Origin of the sequence: Mannheimia massilioguelmaensis (assembly GCF_000940515.1) — a bacterium.
Taxonomy (GTDB): Bacteria; Pseudomonadota; Gammaproteobacteria; order Enterobacterales; family Pasteurellaceae; genus Basfia; species Basfia bettyae.
This window is the reverse complement of record NZ_CDQL01000005.1, coordinates 222,437-243,175: the sequence shown is the minus strand read 5'-3', so window position 1 is coordinate 243,175 and position 20,739 is coordinate 222,437. Positions and strand designations below refer to the sequence as shown.

The following is a 20,739-nucleotide window of genomic DNA, read 5'->3' as shown; positions in this document are numbered from 1 at the left end:
GATAAAATGGCAAAAGAAAAAGATACAACTTGCTCATTTTGTGGAAAATCACAAGATGAAGTGGGTAAATTAATTGCTGGTGTAAATGGCTATATTTGCGGCGATTGCATTGATTTATGCCACGATCTATTACACGATAATCAAGCAGAGCAAACTGCAGAAGAATATTTAGAAGTAGAAGAAAAACTGCCTACTCCACATGAAATTAGAGCCCATTTAGATGATTATGTAATTGGTCAGGAATATGCCAAGAAGGTTTTATCCGTTGCAGTTTATAATCATTATAAACGTTTACGCTCAAGTAATGGTATTGGAGATGTTGAACTTGGTAAAAGTAACATTTTGTTAATTGGTCCTACAGGAAGCGGTAAAACTTTACTTGCAGAAACCATGGCTCGTATGCTGAATGTTCCCTTCGCAATGGCTGATGCAACCACCTTAACCGAAGCGGGTTATGTTGGTGAAGATGTTGAAAATGTCATTCAAAAATTACTACAGAATTGTGAATATAATACTGAAAAAGCTCAACAAGGTATTATTTATATTGATGAGATCGATAAAATCACACGTAAATCAGATAATCCATCCATTACTCGTGATGTCTCTGGCGAAGGTGTTCAACAAGCTTTATTAAAATTAATTGAAGGGACAGTGGCTTCTATTCCACCTCAAGGGGGTCGTAAACATCCACAACAAGAAATGTTACGTGTTGATACCTCTAAAATTTTATTTATCTGTGGTGGTGCATTTGCAGGTTTAGATCGTGTGGTACAAAAACGCATTCATAAAGGTAGTGGTATCGGTTTTGATGCTGAAGTGAAAGGTGAAGCAGATGAAGCAAGCCTCACTGACTTATTCAAACAAATTGAAACTGAAGATTTAATCAAATATGGTTTAATTCCTGAATTTATTGGTCGTCTTCCTGTAGTTGCTCCACTTAGTGAGCTGGATGAGAATGCATTAATTCAAATTTTAACCGAACCTAAAAATGCACTGACTAAACAATACCAAGCACTATTTAGCTTAGAAGATGTTGAACTAGAATTTACTCATCAAGCACTTAAAGCAATGGCAGAAAAAGCTCTTGCTCGTAAAACAGGTGCACGAGGCCTACGTTCAATCGTAGAAAGTGCATTGTTAGATACGATGTATGATTTACCATCATTAAAAGATCTAACAAAAGTGATTGTTGATGAGGATGTCATCAATAAAAATCAAGCACCAAAATTAGAATACAAGTAATCATTCTATAAAAAGTGCGGAATTTCTACCGCACTTTTATTTAATGATACTTGAAGTTCTCTCTACTACCCCCATATAAGCTAAACAAATCTGAAATTTCAAATAAAGAGTAACTTATGAGCACTAGAAAAATTCAACAGAAAGAATTACCCGTTCTCCCATTGAGAGATGTTGTGGTATTTCCTTTTATGGTAATGCCATTATTTGTTGGTCGTGCGAAATCAATTCGTAGCCTAGATGAAGCCATGGAATCAGGCAAACAATTATTATTGGTCTCTCAAAAACAAGCAGAACTTGAAGAGCCAACAATTAATGATGTTTATGGAATAGGGACAATTGTTAATATCATTCAACTATTAAAACTACCTGATGGTACAGTTAAAGTATTAGTTGAAGGTCAACAACGTGCTAATATCCTTAAGTTGACAGATGAAGAATATTTTTCTGCCACAGTCACACCTATTGAAACCACTCTAGGTGACAAAAAAGAATTAGATGTTTTACGTGATACTGTTCTCACTGAATTTGAAAATTATGCAAAACAAAATAAAAAAATTCAGCCTGAATTATCAAAAGCGTTATCAGATATTACTGAATTTGATCGTTTTGCTGATACCTTAGCTGCACATTTACCTATTTCTGTCAGTCACAAACAAGAAGTGCTTGAACGTGAAAATGTTGTTGATCGTTTAGAGTACTTACTTGGCACGATGGAAAGCGAAGCCGACTTATTACAAGTGGAGAAACGCATTCGTAACCGTGTGAAAAAACAAATGGAAAAAAGCCAACGTGATTACTACTTGAATGAGCAAATGAAAGCCATTCAAAAAGAACTTGGTGATGGTGAAGGTGCACCTGCGAACGACGAAATTGAACAATTACGTCAAAAAATTGAAGAGGCTAAAATGCCTCAAGAAGCATATGAAAAAGTTAATGCTGAACTGCAAAAACTGAAAATGATGTCACCAATGTCTGCAGAGGCAACCGTTGTTCGTAGCTATATTGATTGGATGATTCAAGTGCCTTGGCATAAACGCACAAAAGTAAAAAAAGATATTGCCAAAGCAGAAGAAATCTTAAATACCGATCACTATGGATTAGAACGCGTAAAAGAACGTATTTTAGAATACTTAGCGGTACAAACTCGTTTAAATCAATTAAAAGGTCCGATTCTCTGCTTAGTCGGTCCTCCTGGTGTAGGGAAAACATCTTTAGGTCAATCTATTGCTAATGCAACGGGGCGTAAATACGTGCGTATGGCATTAGGTGGTGTACGTGATGAAGCCGAAATTCGTGGTCACCGTAAAACTTATATTGGTTCATTACCAGGGAAATTAATCCAAAAAATGGCAAAAGTTGGGGTAAAAAACCCACTCTTCTTGTTAGATGAAATTGATAAAATGGCATCGGATATGAGAGGAGATCCAGCTTCAGCACTCTTAGAAGTATTAGATCCTGAACAAAACTCACACTTTAATGACCATTATTTAGAAGTAGATTACGATTTATCTGATGTGATGTTTGTTGCAACATCTAATTCGATGAATATCCCGACACCATTATTAGATCGTATGGAAGTCATTCGCCTTTCTGGCTATACAGAGGATGAAAAACTAAATATTGCAACACGTCACCTAGTTAACAAGCAAATGGAACGCAATGGCTTAAAAGCAGGTGAATTAACTATTGATGATAGTGCGATTATTGATATTATTCGCTACTATACTCGTGAAGCTGGAGTCCGTGGGCTTGAACGAGAAATCTCAAAAATTTGCCGTAAAGCAGTAAAAAACTTACTATTAACTAAGGGACTAAAATCCATCACTATTGATGCAAAACATTTACAAGATTACCTTGGCGTAAAACGTTTTGACTTTGGTTTAGCCGATACTCAAAACCGTATTGGTGAAGTCACTGGCTTAGCTTGGACAGAAGTTGGAGGAGATTTACTAACAATTGAAACAGCCTCTGTTATTGGTAAAGGCAAATTAACCTTCACTGGCTCATTAGGCGATGTTATGAAAGAATCTATTCAAGCCGCAATGACCGTTGTACGTACCCGTGCCGAAAAACTAGGAATTGCAACGGATTTTCATGAAAAAAGAGATATTCATATTCATGTTCCTGACGGCGCAACACCAAAAGATGGTCCAAGTGCAGGTATTGCCATGTGTACAGCATTAGTTTCTTGCTTAACAGGAAATCCTGTAAAAGCTGAAGTTGCGATGACCGGAGAAATTAGTTTACGAGGTAAAGTATTACCTATCGGAGGGCTAAAAGAAAAATTACTAGCCGCCCATCGAGGAGGAATTAAAACTGTTCTTATTCCAAAAGAAAATGTTAAGGATCTAGAAGAAATTCCTGATAATGCAAAATCAGCCTTAACAATTATTCCAGTGGAAACTATTGATGAAGTACTAACTATTGCTTTAGAAAATCCACCGACAGGCGTTGAATTTGTAAAAATCCAACCAACAACTAAAGTAAAAACCACAAAACCCAGAAAAGTACTGTCAAAACGAACTACCTCAACCGTAAATTAAGGTAATAAAATAAAGGAAACTGGCACGATAAAAACTCGTGCCTTTTTTATTTTTAACGTGCCAATTCAGGTCATTTCGATTATAATTCGAAAACCTTTTTAATTAAAATTTATAGGATGAATGCTAATGTCAATGGAAAAAATGCGTAATGCATCGAACAGCCTATTTTCAAAACTTCTTTTTGGTCTTATTGCTGTCGCATTCGTTATAAGTGGTATGGCGGGTTATATGGTTGCAACCACAGATACTTCCGCAGTCAAAGTGAATGGTGAAGAAATTTCACAACAGTTATTCCAACAAAGATATAATGATGAATATCAACGTTTAAGCCAACAATTAGGTGCACAATTTTCTGCGGTAGCAGATACGCCAGAATTCTTAACAGGATTAAGAAAGTCAGTATTAAATAACCTAGTCGATCAGGAATTAGTTCGCCAATATGCTTCAGGTTTAAAATTAGCAGTTAGCGATGCCCGAATTAAGCAAGAAATTGTTAATACCCCAGCATTCCAAAAAGAAGGTAAATTTAACAACGAATTATATCAACAAACATTACGTTCTAATGGTATGACTACCGATTCTTATGCTGCCTATCTACGAGAAGCATTACGTTTAGATCAATTACAAGTTGGTTTAAGTGGAACTGAATTTCTTTTACCCGCCCAACAAGAGCAATTCACAAAGCAAATTTTTCAGAAGCGTACTGTTCGTTTAGCAAATCTTCCATTAACGGCAGAAATTGCCAAACAAAATGTGACAGAACAAGAAATTGTAGATTACTATAATACGAATAAAACAGCATTTATGGTACCAGAATTAGTAAAAGTACAATATCTTGATTTAACTAAAGAAAGTGCATCAAAATTAGTCAATGTCACTGATGTTGAGATTCAACAATATTACCAAGATAATAAAGCTCAATTTATCTCAAAAAACCAAGAACATTTATCCCATATTCAATTTGCAAATGAAAATGATGCTTTAGATGCCTATCAAGCTTTACAAGCTGGCGCTGATTTCGCCACGTTAGCAAAAGAAAAATCCTTAGATAAACCCTCTGCCGCTCATGGTGGTGATTTAGGTTGGGTTAATGCAAATGATTTACCAAAAGCTTTTACCGATGCAACAGCCTCATTATCTGTAAATCAATATAGCACCCCAGTTAAAGTGGATAATAACTATCATATTATCAAATTAATAGAAAGAAAAACCGCAAACGCTTTATCTTTAGAGGAAGTCAAAGATCAAATTGCTAATCAGATTCGCCAAGAATTATTGAATAACCAATTCTATTCAATAGAAAAACAAGTGGCAGAAAAAGCATTTGAAGACCAATCTTCACTGGAAGCAGCAGCTAAAGTTGCAGGTTTAAAAGTCAAAGAAACTGACTATTTCTCACGTAAAGATATTCCTGAGGCACTAAATTTCCCTTCTGTGGCAAATGCTATTTTTGATGGCGAAGTTTCTCAAGGAGGCCAAAACTCAGAACCAATGAATGTTGCCGATCAGCATTCTATTGTTGTCCGAGTAGTAGAACATAAACCTGAAGGGATAAAATCACTGGAAGACTCTAAAGCTGAAATTAAAGCCTTCCTTGCACGCCAAAAAGCAGAAAATGCTGTATTGACTCAGGCCAATAACATCGTTGAAGCACTCGAAAAAGGTCAACAACCAACAAGTTTAAATTTTGGTGCATCAGAAACATGGGTATATGCAGAAAATAAAGATCCCGTATTGAATGATGTGATCTTCTCTATGGCAAAACCAGATGCAGGTAAAACCAGCTATAAAGCAGCAAAAGCAAATAATGGTGATGTTATGATTATTGCATTAAGTGCGGTAGAAAATGGTCAAGTTTCAGAGCAACAACGCCAACAATTTACAGCACAAGTCATGCGTGCTCAACAAGCTGAATTACAAACTAACTTGTTAAAATCATTACGTTCAAAAGCCAAAATTGAAGTAAATGAAGAATTCATGAAACAAAGCCAAGAATAAGTTGTTTGATTAATCCATAAAGCCTACTGTAAAAAGTAGGCTTTTTTCATTTATGGACAAAATTTTCTAGTTTTTAACCGCACTTTATGGTATAAAGAGCGCCGTTATTTTGTCTTTTTAAAATAACAAAACAATTTTATTTAAATCACACACATATCGCACGGGTAAATCGGGGTGCCAAACGGTCGATTTGCTTGGTATGTGGAGGCAAAACCCCAATTAAAAGGAAAAATATTATGGCACAAGTTTCAATGCGTGACATGCTACAAGCTGGCGTTCACTTCGGTCACCAAACTCGTTACTGGAACCCTAAAATGAAAGCATTCATCTATGGTCCACGTAACGGTGTTCACATCATTAACTTAGAAAAAACAGTTCCTATGTTTAATGATGCATTAGCTGAATTAACACGTATTGCTAGTAACAATGGTAAAATCTTATTCGTTGGTACAAAACGTGCAGCTCAAGAAGCTGTTCAAACAGCAGCATTAGACTGTCAACAATATTTCGTAAATCACCGTTGGTTAGGCGGTATGTTGACTAACTGGAAAACTGTTCGTCAATCAATCAAACGTTTAAAAGATTTAGAAACTCAATCTCAAGACGGTACATTCGAAAAACTAACTAAAAAAGAAGCTTTAGTTCGTACTCGTGAGATGGAAAAACTTGAGTTAAGCCTTGGCGGTATCAAAGATATGGCTGGTCTTCCAGATGCATTATTCGTAATCGGTGCTGACTACGAACACATCGCAATCAAAGAAGCTAACAACTTAGGTATTCCAGTATTTGCCGTAGTTGATACTAACTCTAGCCCAGATGGCGTTGACTTCGTTATTCCTGGTAACGATGATGCGACTCGCGCAATTCAGTTATACGTAACAGCAGCAGCTGCAGCTGTTAAAGAAGGTCGTAGCGAACAAACTACAACTGAAGAAAAATTTGCTGAGGAAGCGGCAGAGTAATTCTGAGCCACTTTTGGTGATAGCGGCGAAAGCCCTTATTAATCACAACGATTAATTAATTAGCAGGGGCTTTAGTAGTTCCCTGCTTTTTATTTAGCTTATCAATAAAGTGCGGTCTATTTTAAAATAGTTCGCATGCCAATCCAAAGAATATAGAGGACAACAAAATGGCTGAAATTACAGCATCATTAGTAAAAGAACTTCGTGATCGTACTGGTGCAGGTATGATGGAATGTAAAAAAGCGTTAGTTGAAGCAAACGGCGATATCGAATTAGCAATCGACAATATGCGTAAATCTGGTCAAGCTAAAGCCGCTAAAAAAGCAGGTCGTGTTGCTGCGGAAGGTGTTATTCTTGCTCGCATTAACAACGGTTTCGGTGTATTAGTAGAAATGAACTGTGAAACTGACTTCGTAGCAAAAGATGCAGGTTTCTTAGGTTTAGCAAATGAAGTGGTAGATTTTGCTGCAGCAAATAAAGGTACAACTATCGAAGTATTAGCTGCACAATTTGAAGAAAAACGTGCTGCATTAGTGGCTAAAATCGGTGAAAACATGACAATCCGTCGTGTTCAATACTTAGATGGTGCGGTTGCTTCATACTTACACGGTGCGAAAATCGGCGTATTAGTCGCTGGTCAACCTGCTGATGAAGATTTATTCAAGAAAGTGGCAATGCACGTTGCAGCAAGCCGTCCTGACTATGTAAATCCATCTGATGTTCCTGCTGACGTTGTTGAACATGAACGTAATATTCAAGTTGATATTGCAATGCAATCTGGCAAACCTCGTGAAATCGCAGAAAAAATGGTTGAAGGTCGTATGAAAAAATTCACTGGTGAAGTTTCATTAACTGGTCAACCATTTGTTATGGACCCATCAAAATCTGTTGGCGAATTCCTAAAAGAAGCTGGTGCTACTGTAACAAACTTTGTTCGTTTCGAAGTAGGTGAAGGTATCGAAAAAGCTGAAACTGATTTTGCAGCAGAAGTTGCAGCAATGCAAAAAATCTAATTAGAATTAGAGTCTATTGCAGATCCATATAGCAAAAAGCCCGCATTATGCGGGCTTCTTTTTATGATAAATTAGACCTTATTTTTTATTTCTTAGGTCGAATATCAATGGCAGGATCAGCATCTTTACGATATTTCTGCTTAATACGTTCAGCTAAGCCATAATCATCAGGATCAGGTTGATTAGAAAACAAATCTGTATCGCCTTGGAGTTTAGGGTTTTTAATTCCCATCCAATGGGCAACTCCATCAATAAAATTCAATCCAGACTTAAAGACTTTATAACGTATTTGCTCTTTATCATCAGAAGAAAATTTCATTAATGGCACTTGATGATGAAATTGGCTAAAACAGTTTTGGTTAAATAAGATACCTGCTCTATTATCATCTTGATGACATAAACCATGATCTGAGAAATAAATCATAGAAAAACTGCGGTGCGTTTTTTCATAATTTTTCTCTAACTGATTATAAACACGGCTTAAAAATTCATCGGTCTTTTTAATAGAAGAAATATAGCAATTAAGATAATCATATTTTTTATCAATCTCACCATCTTTAAAGATCTTTTTATAATCCTCAATACGATCACAAGCAAGAGGATGCGAACCATACAGATGTAATAAGATAAAACGTTTACCCTGCTCTTTATCTTCTAATACTTGAGCAAATTTAGGTAATAATTCAAAATCACTATAATTAGTTGAATTAAAACTTCCGCCTTTTTTCAAAAAAACCATCTGATCAGATTTAGAAGCTAATGATGCCACTGGCGTATCATATTCGCCTAAATAACCTTGATTAGAAATCCAATAAGTTTTTATCCCAGCAGATTTGATCAAATCGACTAAACTCAGATCATAATTAGGTGTACCTTCTCGTTTATTAGACTCTGTAAACATTAAACGCAATGAAGCAACAGTATTGGTACCAGCCACTGAAAAACCATCAATCATAACGCCCTTGGCATTTGACATAAATGGAGTATTCTCAATTGGATAACCATAAGCATGATGATAATCCTTACGTGCACTTTCACCTAATACGATCACATAATCTTGATAGGGTGAATTCTCTAAGGTTGAAGTTCCCCAACTGCTTGCTTGTGACATATTCTTTAACTTATCAAGCTCATCTACAACTTGTACGGTAGAATTAACTGCTTCTTTTAAGGGGTTGGCAATGGGTAAATGGAAAGCCACCAACAAAGCAGATAACGTTAAAAAAGTTTTATTACGATAAAATTGAACATTAAATTTTCTTGCTATTTTATATTGTAAGAAAATGCACACTAAAATAGCTAATGCTGCTACATAACTTAACAGAGGAATCTGAAAAAGGAATTCTTTAGTTTCCAAAATATCTGTAGAAAAAATAGAGGCAATATATTGGTAACTAGGTGGACCAAAATTTAAGCCAGCTGGTGTATAAATAGCATGTAGTAATGCAATAGGCACCAAGATAAAATAAAAGCTTTTCTTGCTACTGCTCAAGAATAAAATAATCACTGTAAATAAAAGTATTAAAGCGATACTTGGAGCAGTAAAAACACCTGAACCTTTTAACATCAAGAAGCCAGCAAGTGCCGCACAAATCACACAAAAAAGTGCGGCATAAATTTGAGAAATTTTAAATAAACGCATAATATTGATATATGTTGCCATCAAATAAATCAAGGTTGAGTATTTTATCCTAGATTATCCACTAATTTCTAGCATTAACTTCTTCACAGCCTGTCTGGAATCTTATAAAATAAACCAATTTTGTAGCACAAAAAGGAAAAAATAATGAGCCAACCAATTTATAAAAGAATTTTACTTAAATTAAGCGGTGAAGCATTACAAGGTGAGGAAGGCTTTGGTATCGATCCTTCTATCCTCGACCGAATGGCACTTGAAATCAAAGAATTAGTTGAAATGGGTGTTGAAGTTGGGGTGGTACTTGGTGGTGGTAACTTATTCCGTGGTGCAAAACTAGCCAAAGCAGGCATGAATCGTGTTGTAGGTGACCATATGGGTATGCTTGCAACCGTAATGAATGGTTTAGCAATGCGTGATGCCTTGCATCGTGCTGACGTCAATGCAAAATTGATGTCAGCTTTCCAATTAAATGGTATTTGTGATACTTATAACTGGTCTGAAGCAATCAAAATGTTACGTGAAAAACGTGTCGTTATTTTTTCAGCGGGTACGGGAAGTCCATTCTTTACTACAGATTCAGCGGCTTGTTTACGAGGTATCGAAATTGAAGCCAATGTGGTATTAAAAGCCACTAAAGTTGATGGTGTATATGATTGTGATCCAGCCAAAAACCCTAATGCTAAATTATTCAATCAATTAACCTATGCTGAAGTTATCGATCAAGAACTTAAAGTAATGGACTTAGCGGCATTTACCTTAGCTCGTGACCATAATATGCCAATTCGTGTATTTAATATGGTTAAACCAGGTGCATTACGTAAAGTGATTTTAGGAACTGACGAAGGCACAACAATTAGCGGTTAAATTTTCTAGGAAAAACATAAGAATTTAGCTAAAATTCCCCTGTTTTGATATTTATTTAAAAGGAAACAATTTTAATGATTAATGAAATCAAAAAAGATGCTCAAGATCGTATGGAAAAAAGCTTAGAAGCACTTCGTGGTCATATTGCAAAAATCCGTACAGGTCGTGCTCAACCAAGTTTATTAGATGCGATTCAAGTTGAATACTATGGTTCTGCAACGCCACTTCGTCAACTAGCCAACGTGGTTGCTGAAGATGCTCGTACTTTAGCCGTGACAGTATTTGATCGTTCTTTAATCCAAGCGGTTGAAAAAGCAATTTTAACCTCTGATTTAGGTTTAAACCCTTCATCAGCTGGGACAACTATCCGTGTTCCACTTCCGCCATTAACGGAAGAACGTCGTCGTGATTTAATCAAATTAGTTAAAGGTGAAGGTGAACAAGGTAAAGTCGCTATTCGTAACGTACGTCGTGACGCAAATGATCAAATCAAAGCCTTATTAAAAGATAAAGAAATCAGCGAAAATGATCAACGTAAAGCAGAAGAAGATATCCAAAAAATTACTGATACTTATATCAAAAAAGTAGATGAAGTATTAGCGGATAAAGAAAAAGAATTAATGGATTTCTAATTTCTATTTAATGATATAAAAAGACGCAGTTCCTACTGCGTCTTTTGCTGTTTATTATTATCATCAAAGTGCGGTCAAAATTATGAAAAAAACAAAAAACATTGTGATTCTAGGTTCAACAGGTTCTATAGGTGCAAGCACGCTTTCCGTTATTGAACATAACCCTGAACAATATCGAGCTTTTGCCTTGGTGGGCGGATGTAATGTCAACTTGATGGTTGAACAATGTTTAAAATTTCAACCGCAGTTTGCTGCTTTAGACAATAAATTAGCAGCTAAACAACTTTCAGAAAAATTACAAACGGTAGGCAGTAAAACAGTCGTTTTGGCAGGACAAAAAGCCATATGTGAATTAGCTGCACACCCAGATGCTGATCAAGTAATGGCAGCTATTGTGGGGGCAGCGGGATTACTCCCGACACTTTCTGCTGTGCAAGCAAGCAAAACGGTATTACTTGCAAATAAAGAAACATTAGTTACTTGTGGTCAATTATTTATTGATGAAGTAAAACGCACAAAAGCACGATTATTACCTGTGGATAGCGAACATAATGCGATTTTCCAATCCTTACCGCCTGAAGCACAGCAACAAATAGGCTTTTGCCCACTCAAAGAACTTGGTATTTCAAAAATTGTTTTAACAGGATCTGGTGGTCCATTCCGTTATACAGATTTAAATGAATTCAATAAGATTACGCCAGAGCAAGCAATAGCTCATCCTAATTGGTCTATGGGTAAGAAAATTTCTGTAGACTCAGCAACCATGATGAACAAAGGCCTAGAATATATTGAGGCACGTTGGTTATTCAATGCAAGTGCGGATGAAATGGAAGTAATTATTCATCCTCAATCTATCATTCATTCCATGGTACGATATATTGATGGTTCAGTGATTGCACAAATGGGCAATCCAGATATGCGAACACCAATTGCAGAAACCATGGCCTATCCAAACCGAATTATTTCAGGCGTATCGCCATTAGATTTCTACCAACTCAATGGATTAACCTTTTTAGCCCCTGATTATCATCGTTATCCTAATTTGAAATTAGCTATAGATGCCTTTGCAGCTGGTCAATATGCAACTACTGCAATGAATGCAAGTAATGAAATTGCTGTAGATGCATTTTTAAACAAAATGATTAAATTTACAGATATTGCTACAGTAAATAAAAAAGTCGTGGAACTTATTCAGCCTCAAGTTATCAATAGTATAGATGATGTATTAGAGGTAGATAAACAAGCCCGTTTAATGGCCGAAAAAGTAATTTACTCAATCTAATGAATAAGAATATGGGGAGAATCTACCCTATACTCATAACTTATGATATATTCACCGCCAAATAAAAGTGCGGTAAAAATCTAAAAAATTTTAAATGAAAGAACTTGATCCAAATAAGATTCCTCAACATATTGCCATTATTATGGATGGTAATGGACGTTGGGCAAAACAAAAAGGCAAAATGCGTATTTTTGGTCATAAAAATGGTGTGATGGCTGTACGTAAATCTGTCTCATATGCCCGAAAAATTGGAGTTAATGCGTTAACCTTATACGCTTTTAGCAGTGAAAATTGGAATCGCCCAGAACAAGAAGTCAGTGCATTAATGACTCTTTTTATGCATGCCCTAGATAGCGAAGTCAAAAAACTACATAAAAATAATATTAAATTACGTATTATTGGTGACACTTCTCGTTTTAGTGATAAATTACAAGAAAAAATTGCTGATGCAGAAGCATTAACTGCAAATAATCAGGCATTAACACTGAATATTGCAGCTAATTATGGTGGTTGTTGGGATATTGTACAAGCTACACAACAAATCGCTCAGCAAGTAAAAGAAGGAAAGATTGATACTACTGATATTAATGAAGCATTTTTTCAACGCCATTTAGTTACTCAAGAACAACCACCTGTGGATTTATTAATTCGAACTAGTGGTGAACAGCGTATAAGCAATTTTTTATTATGGCAAATTGCTTATGCTGAACTTTATTTCTCAGAAGTACTGTGGCCAGACTTTAATGAAGAAGCATTCAATCAAGCTATTTATGCTTATCAACAACGCGACCGCCGTTTTGGAACGAGCGAATAACACAAAGAGGAACATCTTTTGCTTAAAGAACGTATTTTATCTGCTATTGTTTTAATTGCGATTGTATTTGCTGCATTATTGCTATTTTCTCCATTCTATTTTGGATTATGTTTGGTAGTAGTGATCACTTTGGGCATATGGGAATGGACACAATTTCCTAAAATTAAGACTGAGGTTTGGCGTTATGTCATTACGGCAATCTCTGCAACTTTCTTATTCTTATTTATTTATAGCCATTCTGATTATCTCAATGCCGGTCGAGTATTCGATGATTTAGCAGAACCCTTGATGCTATGTGCGGTCATTTGGTGGATTGTGGCATTCTTCTTAGTAATAAACTATCCTAAATCCGCTATGCTATGGGGTAAATCACTAATTCTTCATGCTATTTTTGCTTTCTTTACATTAGTTCCGTTCTTAATCGGTGTATTAAAACTACGCTTAGATAACTATGTGACTAATGTTCATCATGGCATCATGTTATTACTTTATGTATGTATTTTAGTCTGGGCAGCAGATAGTGGTGCTTATTTTGCTGGGCGAGCTTTTGGTAAACATAAACTTGCTCCTAAAGTTTCCCCAGGTAAAACATGGGAAGGTGTCGTAGGAGGATTAATTACAGCTTGTATTTTTGCTTATGGTTTCCAAATGATTGCAGGAGAATCTCTATTTAATCATGGTAACAAGCTATCTCTAACAATACTATCAGTAGCAACAGTTGCAATTTCAGTATTAGGTGATTTAACTGAAAGTATGTTTAAGCGAGAAAGTGGTATTAAGGATAGTAGCCATTTAATTCCAGGTCATGGTGGCATTTTAGATCGTATTGATAGTTTAACGGCTGCAACACCATTTTTTGCCTACTTCTACTTCTTTGTATTATAAACATAAGGAATTAGTCAATAATGTCATTCTTATGGTCATTACTTTCATTTATTATTGTTATTAGTGTGCTGGTATCAGTACATGAATATGGACATTTTTGGGCTGCAAGAAAGTGCGGTATAAAAGTACATCGTTTTTCCATCGGTTTTGGTAAAGTGATATGGCGTAAAATAGATAAACAAGGGACAGAATTTGCTATTTCAATGCTTCCCCTCGGAGGCTATGTCAAAATGCTTGATGAACGCAATGAACAAGTGCCTGAATCACTAAAGTCACAAGCATTTAATAATAAGTCGGTTTTACAACGTGCCTTTGTGATTGCGGCAGGACCTTTAGCAAATTTCTTATTTGCAATCTTAGCTTATTGGGTGATTTATTCAATTGGCATTCCAAGTGTTAAACCTGTTATATCATCTGTACAAGCTCAGTCTATTGCCGCACAAGCGGAAATCCCTAGTAATACACAAATTATCGCAATAGATGATACACCTACAGCAGATTGGGAATCCATTAATATGCTATTAGCTTCTAAACTTGGAAATCAACAAGTGAAGCTAACCTTGACACCTTTTGGTGAGACATCTGAGCTACATAAGACCTTAGATCTTACCACTTGGAAATATGATCCTGAAAAAGAAAGTGCATTCGGCTCTTTAGGTATTGAGCCAGTTTCAGGCAAAGTTGAGATGAAGATCTCTAAAATTATTGATAATTCTCCTGCGGCTAAAGCAGGATTACAACTAGGTGATGTCATTCATCAATCTTCTGGTGCAGAATTTAATTGGCAAGATTTTGTTAAGCTGGTTCAAGCAGGGAAAACAATTGATATACAAGTAGATCGTGCGGGTCAAATATTTAACACCAGTATCACCCCAGAATTTACAGAAAAACGTTGGATGGTTGGTATATCTCCTACATTTGAACCGCTTAATGAGAAGTATCGTACTGAACTAAAATATGATATGCTTAATGCCCTACAAAAAGGAGCAGAAAAAACATTTCAGCTTTCTTGGTTAACGATTAAGGTAATTGGTAAATTATTTACGGGTGATTTATCTATTAATAATTTAAGTGGACCGATTTCCATTGCGAAAGGCGCAGGTATTTCCTCTAGTTATGGCTTGGTGTATTATTTAAGTTTTATGGCACTTATTAGTGTCAACCTCGGAATAATGAACTTATTTCCTTTGCCTGTTTTAGATGGTGGACATCTTGTTTTTCTTGCAGCTGAAGGAATTATGCGAAAACCCGTTTCTGAACAAATTCAAAATGTAAGTTATCGAATTGGAGCAACACTCTTGTTATTGCTAACAATCTTTGCTCTATTTAATGATTTCTTACGTTTATAATAAAATGTATTGATCTTATTTAGGATAATATTAACGATGAAAAAACTCTTAATTGCTAGCTTATTACTTAGCGCAACAAATGCGATGGCGGCGCCTTTCGTTGTTCAAGATATTCGCATTGATGGGGTTCAAGCAGGATCTGAAAGTGCCATTATCGCTGGACTACCTGTACGAGTTGGTCAACGTGCAACAGATAGTGATCTTGCTAATGTTGTCAAAACACTCTTCGCTCGAGGTTATGAGGACGTAAGAGCTGGACGAGATGGTAATACCCTTGTTATTGCAATATCACAAAAGCCAATTATTTCAGATGTTACCATTGATGGTAATAGTGCAATTCCAACAGATGCACTTAAACAAAATTTAGAAGATAATGGTTTCAAACCAGGCGAACGATTGAATCGAGAAAAACTTGAAGCATTTCGCCAAGGTGTTCAAGACCACTATACCAGCACTGGGCGATATAACGCTAAAGTAGAAACTATCGTTAATCAACTTCCGAATAATACTGCTGAAGTTAAATTACAAATCAAAGAAAATGATGTAGCTTTATTAGATTCAGTTACTTTCGAAGGCAATAACGCATTCGATAGTGATACCTTACAAGAACAGATGGAACTCCAACCTGATGCTTGGTGGAAACTGTTTGGTAATAAATTTGAGAATGTACAATTTGGTAAAGACTTAGATACTATCACTAATTATTACCAAAACCGTGGCTATGCAAAATTCCATATCACAGGGACAGACGTCAAATTAGATGATTCAAAAAAACATGCTACAGTAAAAGTCATGATGAATGAAGGTGATTTATACAACCTCAAAAGTGCACGGATTATCGGTGATGTAGCAGGTATGCAAGATGAATTACAGCCTATTTTACAGACCTTACATATTGGCGAGATATTTCGTCGCAATGAGGTAAAAGCTGTTGAAGATCAAATTAAAACAAAATTAAGTGAACGTGGTTATGCAAGTGCAACCGTCAATAGTCACCCTGAATTTGATGAAAATAATAAAGAGATTGCACTAAGTTTTATAGTTGAAGCAGGCCGTCGTTATAGTGTTCGTCAAATTCGTTTTGAGGGAAATACTGTCAGTGCTGATAGCACATTACGCCAAGAAATGCGTCAACAAGAAGGTACATGGTTATCATCTCAATTAGTAGAATTAGGGAAAATTCGCCTAGATCGTACTGGTTTCTATGAAACTGTTGAACACCGTACAGAGGCTGTACCAGGTACAGATGATCAACTTGATGTCATTTATAAAGTAAAAGAACGTAATACAGGTAGTATTAACTTTGGTATTGGTTATGGTACAGAAAGTGGCTTTAGTTATCAAGCAAGTATAAAACAAGACAACTTCTTAGGTATGGGATCATCCGTCAGTTTATCAGGTTCTCGCAACGACTATGGTACAAGTGTCAGTTTAGGTTATACCGAACCATACTTTACTAAAGATGGTGTTAGTCTTGGTGGTAATATATTCTATGAAAAATATGATAATTCAGATAGTGATACCGAAGCAGCATATGCTAGAACAACATATGGTGTAAATACAACCTTAAGCTTCCCTGTAAATGAAAATAACTCATATTACTTGGGATTAGGTTATGCATATAACAAACTTAAAAATATTACTCCTGAATACAATCGTGCTCAATATCTTAAATCTATGAACTATGATAAATGGGTATTTAAATCTCATGACTTCACGTTCTCTACAGGTTGGATATATAACAATTTAAATCGTGGATTCTTACCAACTGAAGGGGTTAAAGCAACACTGGGTGGTATCATCACTATCCCTGGCTCTGATAATAAATACTATAAAATTAGTGCAGATATTGCTGGCTATTATCCTTTAGATCGTGCCCATACTTGGGTACTTTCTGGTAAAGCTGGAGCCGCCTATGCAAATGGTATGGGAGGTAAAAAATTACCGTTCTACCAAAACTACAACATTGGTGGTATATCTAGCTTGCGTGGTTTCTCTTATGGTGGTGTAGGACCGAATGCAATTTACTATTCTGAAAACTGTACTGATGCTGCTGGTCATACAGTAAAAGGATATTGTGGCTACAGTGATGATGTTGTAGGTGGTAATGCAATGGCAACAGCTAGTGTGGAACTTATTGTACCAACACCATTTGTTGCTGAGAAAAATCAAAATTCAGTGCGTACCTCATTCTTTGTTGATGCAGGTAGTTTATGGAACACTCACTGGTCTTCAAAAGATAAAAGTAAATATCCAAACTTACCTGATTACAGTGATCCATCACGTATTCGTGCATCTGCTGGGATAGGTTTCCAATGGCAATCACCAATTGGGCCTTTGGTATTCTCTTATGCAAAACCGATCAAAAAATATGCACGTGATGATATTGAACAGTTCCAATTTACTATCGGTGGAACATTCTAATACTGTAGGGAACTTATTAATCTTTCGTTAGTCAAATAGTTCGACGTCTGCCTTAAACATCACTTAGTTTAAGGCAGCATATTAACACTTACTTAAAGGAAACATAATCCAATGAAAAAAGTCGTAAAAGCAACCGCACTTTCTTTAGCTTTAGCATTCACTTCATCAATGGCAATCGCAGCTGAAAATATTGCATTTATTAATGCAGGTTATTTATTCCAAAATCACCCAGATCGTGAAGCAGTAGCAAAAAAATTAGATGCTGAATTTAAAGAACAAGCAGATAAATTAGCTGCAAATAAAAAATCTATTGATGGTAAAATTGCAGCATTAGAAAAAGATGCTAAAAATCCTAAAGAACGTCCTTCAGATTTAAAAAAACGTGAAGAAGAAATCAATAAACTAATGCAAGAGCATGATCAACAAGTACGTAAATTCCAAATGGAAAATGAAAAACGTCAAACTGAAGAACGTGCTAAAATTTTAGAAAAAATCCAATCTGCAACAAATAACTTAGCTAAAGAAAAAGGCTATACTTATGTGTTAGATGCCAATTCTGTAGTATTTGCCGTAGATGGTAAAGATATTACTAGTGATGTATTAAAAGCAATTGGCGGTAAAGTTGAAGAACCAGCAAAACCAGCAGAAGCTACTAAATAATGCGACACTATTCTCTTAAAGAATTAGCAGCACAAATCGGCGCTACCATTCGTGGTAACGCCGATGTTACAGTTGAAAGTATTGCACCATTAGATAAAGCAGCCCCAAACCAACTTACTTTCATTTCTAATGCTAAATTTCGTCCTCTTTTATCTCAATCAGAAGCAGGAATTTTGGTTATTTCTGAAGCAGATATAGAATTCTGTAGAGAAAATAGTAATTTAATCATTACTAAAAACCCTTATGTAGCTTATGCCATTCTCGCTCAATATATGGACACGACACCTAAAGCTGCTACAAACATCGCACCTAGTGCGGTTATTTCAAACTCAGCAAAATTAGGCAAAAATGTCTCTGTCGGTGCCAATGCTGTTATCGAAGACAATGTTGAAATTGGTGATAATGCTATTATTGGGGCAGGTTGTTTTATCGGTAAAAATACTAAAATTGGGGAAAATACTCAATTATGGGCAAATGTCAGCATCTATCATAATGTACAAATTGGTACAAATTGCCTTATTCAGTCAGGGGCAATCATTGGTTCTGATGGTTTTGGCTATGCTAATGAACGTGGTCGTTGGATTAAGATTCCTCAAACAGGTAGCGTACATATTGGTAATCATGTAGAAATTGGAGCATGTACATGTATTGACCGAGGAGCCCTAGATCCAACAGTCATTGAAGATAATGTCATTATTGATAATCTTTGCCAAATTGCCCACAATGTACATATTGGTACTGGTACCGCCATAGCTGGTGGGGTAATTATGGCTGGTAGTTTAACTGTAGGTCGTTATTGCCAAATCGGCGGAGCGAGTGTCATCAATGGTCATATGGAAATTTGTGACCAAGCGGTTATTACTGGCATGAGTATGATTCTTCGACCTATTACAGAGCCAGGCATTTATTCATCAGGTATTCCAGCTCAACTCAATAAAGAATGGCGCAAAACTGCGGCATTAACCTTAGATATTGATAAAATGAATAAACGCTTAAAAGCACTAGAGAAGAAATTCATCAAATAAATCACAAAAACGTACTTTAGAAAGTACGTTTTTCTTTTTCTCCCCTATAAATTTTTGACTAACTGACGTATAATTTACACCTATTTCATATCATAAATAACAAAAGGTAAAATCGTGACAACAGAAACTAGAGCACCAAGAATTATTGAAGCGCACGAAATTATGACATTATTACCACACCGTTATCCTTTTCTATTAGTGGATCGTGTTGTGGATTATGAAGAAGGCAAATGGCTAAAAGCATATAAAAATATCAGTGTAAATGAGCCTTGTTTCACTGGACACTTTCCAACCAAACCTATTTTACCTGGGGTATTAATTTTAGAGGCACTTGCACAAGCAATGGGCTTATTAGCATTTAAAACCCATGAACTCCAAGGTGGTCAATTATTTTATTTTGCGGGTATTGATGATGCTCGTTTCAAGCGTCCTGTTTTGCCTGGTGATTGCCTTGAATTAAATGTAGAAGTGATCAAAGAACGCCGAGGTGTCACATCTTTCATTGGTATAGCAAAAGTTGGTAACGAGATAGCTTGTGAAGCTAAACTAATGTGTGCTCGCAGATAGGCTAAAGAAAGGAGCTTTTTAGATGATTCATTCTAGTGCAAAAATTCATCCAAGTGCAATTATCGAAGATGGCGCAATCATTGGGGAAAATGTCGTTATCGGGCCTTTCTGTTTAATTGGCTCAGAAGTCGAAATTGGCAAAGGTACTGTATTACATTCTCATGTTGTTGTGAAAGGTATTACACGTATAGGGGAAGATAATCAAATTTATCAATTTGCCAGTATAGGCGATACAAACCAAGATTTAAAATATCATGGTGAACCAACCAGAACAGTGATAGGTAACCGCAACCATATTCGAGAAAGCGTGACCATTCATCGAGGTACAACGCAAGGTGGAGGCGTAACTAAAATTGGTGATGATAATTTATTTATGGTTAATGCCCATATTGCTCACGATTGTATTATCAAAAATCGTTGTATTCTTGCGAACAATGCAACCTTGGCAGGTCATGTACAATTAGATGATTTTGTCATTGTTGGAGGAATGTCAGCTATTCATCAATTCGTTATCATTGGTGCTCATGTAATGTTGGGCGGCGGTTCCATGGTTAGCCAAGATGTTCCACCATATGTGATGGCGCAAGGTAATCATGCTAGACCATTTGGTGTAAATATTGAAGGATTAAAACGCCGTGGATTTGATAAACCTACTCTACATGCAATTCGCAATATTTATAAGCTGATTTACCGTGGTGATAAAACATTAGAAGAAGTTTTACCTGAAATTGAACAAGTTGCACAAAAAGAATCATCAATTAGTTTCTTCGTTGATTTCTTTAAACGTTCAACTCGTGGAATTATTCGTTAATAGCTCTATTATTCTGCTCCTGAGTTAAA

General features: G+C 36.1%; 17 protein-coding genes. 16 read left to right on the top strand and 1 reads right to left on the bottom strand.

Features of this window, described 5'->3' with window-relative positions:
• Window positions 1-6 precede the first annotated feature (6 nt).
• The 5 genes from clpX to tsf all read left to right on the top strand — a co-directional run bounded on the left by clpX (window position 7) and on the right by tsf (window position 7,758).
• The gene (gene clpX, locus BN1226_RS04305) at window positions 7-1,242 is read left to right on the top strand and encodes an ATP-dependent protease ATP-binding subunit ClpX (RefSeq protein WP_044470144.1); all 1,236 of its coding nucleotides are present in this window, start codon (window positions 7-9) and stop codon (window positions 1,240-1,242) included.
• Between the two features lie 116 nt (window positions 1,243-1,358).
• On the top strand, window positions 1,359-3,785 hold the full coding sequence (gene lon / locus BN1226_RS04300) for an endopeptidase La (RefSeq protein WP_044470143.1): 2,427 nt from the start codon (window positions 1,359-1,361) through the stop codon (window positions 3,783-3,785).
• A gap of 126 nt (window positions 3,786-3,911) precedes the next feature.
• The gene (gene ppiD / locus BN1226_RS04295; RefSeq protein ID WP_044470142.1) at window positions 3,912-5,783 is read left to right on the top strand and encodes a peptidylprolyl isomerase; all 1,872 of its coding nucleotides are present in this window, start codon (window positions 3,912-3,914) and stop codon (window positions 5,781-5,783) included.
• Window positions 5,784-6,019: 236 nt separating this feature from the next.
• On the top strand, window positions 6,020-6,745 hold the full coding sequence (rpsB, locus tag BN1226_RS04290) for a 30S ribosomal protein S2 (protein ID WP_044470141.1): 726 nt from the start codon (window positions 6,020-6,022) through the stop codon (window positions 6,743-6,745).
• 167 nt (window positions 6,746-6,912) lie between these two features.
• Complete coding sequence (gene tsf, locus BN1226_RS04285; protein ID WP_005761792.1) at window positions 6,913-7,758, top strand: translation elongation factor Ts; 846 nt, start codon at window positions 6,913-6,915, stop codon at window positions 7,756-7,758.
• 85 nt (window positions 7,759-7,843) lie between these two features.
• Here tsf and BN1226_RS04280 read toward each other — a convergent pair whose 3' ends face one another.
• Window positions 7,844-9,400 (bottom strand): phosphoethanolamine transferase, encoded by a 1,557-nt coding sequence (locus BN1226_RS04280; RefSeq protein WP_044470231.1) that lies wholly within the window; start codon window positions 9,398-9,400, stop codon window positions 7,844-7,846.
• Window positions 9,401-9,544: 144 nt separating this feature from the next.
• On the opposite strand from BN1226_RS04280, the gene pyrH reads away from it, so the two are divergent.
• From pyrH to lpxA, 11 genes are all read left to right on the top strand, one after another.
• Complete coding sequence (gene pyrH, locus BN1226_RS04275; RefSeq protein ID WP_044470140.1) at window positions 9,545-10,261, top strand: UMP kinase; 717 nt, start codon at window positions 9,545-9,547, stop codon at window positions 10,259-10,261.
• Window positions 10,262-10,335: 74 nt separating this feature from the next.
• Complete coding sequence (gene frr, locus BN1226_RS04270) at window positions 10,336-10,893, top strand: ribosome recycling factor (RefSeq protein ID WP_005761777.1); 558 nt, start codon at window positions 10,336-10,338, stop codon at window positions 10,891-10,893.
• 82 nt (window positions 10,894-10,975) lie between these two features.
• Window positions 10,976-12,175 (top strand): 1-deoxy-D-xylulose-5-phosphate reductoisomerase, encoded by a 1,200-nt coding sequence (gene ispC, locus BN1226_RS04265; RefSeq protein WP_044470139.1) that lies wholly within the window; start codon window positions 10,976-10,978, stop codon window positions 12,173-12,175.
• 94 nt (window positions 12,176-12,269) lie between these two features.
• Window positions 12,270-12,989 carry a polyprenyl diphosphate synthase gene (gene uppS, locus BN1226_RS04260; protein WP_044470138.1) on the top strand — a complete coding sequence of 240 codons (720 nt, stop codon included), beginning with the start codon at window positions 12,270-12,272 and terminating at the stop codon, window positions 12,987-12,989.
• An 18-nt stretch (window positions 12,990-13,007) separates the two neighbouring features.
• Window positions 13,008-13,874, top strand: a complete 867-nt coding sequence (locus BN1226_RS04255) for a phosphatidate cytidylyltransferase (RefSeq protein WP_044470137.1) — start codon at window positions 13,008-13,010, stop codon at window positions 13,872-13,874.
• A gap of 20 nt (window positions 13,875-13,894) precedes the next feature.
• A complete protein-coding gene (gene rseP / locus BN1226_RS04250; protein WP_044470136.1) occupies window positions 13,895-15,223 on the top strand; it encodes a sigma E protease regulator RseP in 1,329 nt (442 codons plus the stop codon).
• Window positions 15,224-15,259: 36 nt separating this feature from the next.
• Window positions 15,260-17,647 (top strand): outer membrane protein assembly factor BamA, encoded by a 2,388-nt coding sequence (gene bamA, locus BN1226_RS04245; RefSeq protein WP_044470135.1) that lies wholly within the window; start codon window positions 15,260-15,262, stop codon window positions 17,645-17,647.
• Between the two features lie 111 nt (window positions 17,648-17,758).
• Window positions 17,759-18,307 (top strand): OmpH/Skp family outer membrane protein, encoded by a 549-nt coding sequence (locus tag BN1226_RS04240; protein ID WP_044470134.1) that lies wholly within the window; start codon window positions 17,759-17,761, stop codon window positions 18,305-18,307.
• A complete protein-coding gene (gene lpxD, locus BN1226_RS04235; RefSeq protein WP_044470133.1) occupies window positions 18,307-19,332 on the top strand; it encodes a UDP-3-O-(3-hydroxymyristoyl)glucosamine N-acyltransferase in 1,026 nt (341 codons plus the stop codon). The genes BN1226_RS04240 and lpxD overlap by 1 nt, the downstream gene beginning before the upstream one ends.
• A gap of 114 nt (window positions 19,333-19,446) precedes the next feature.
• Entirely contained in the window at window positions 19,447-19,899 is a 453-nt protein-coding gene (gene fabZ / locus BN1226_RS04230) for a 3-hydroxyacyl-ACP dehydratase FabZ (protein ID WP_005761810.1), read from the top strand.
• Window positions 19,900-19,921: 22 nt separating this feature from the next.
• Window positions 19,922-20,710, top strand: a complete 789-nt coding sequence (lpxA, locus tag BN1226_RS04225) for an acyl-ACP--UDP-N-acetylglucosamine O-acyltransferase (protein WP_044470132.1) — start codon at window positions 19,922-19,924, stop codon at window positions 20,708-20,710.
• The last annotated feature ends 29 nt before the right edge of the window (window positions 20,711-20,739 follow it).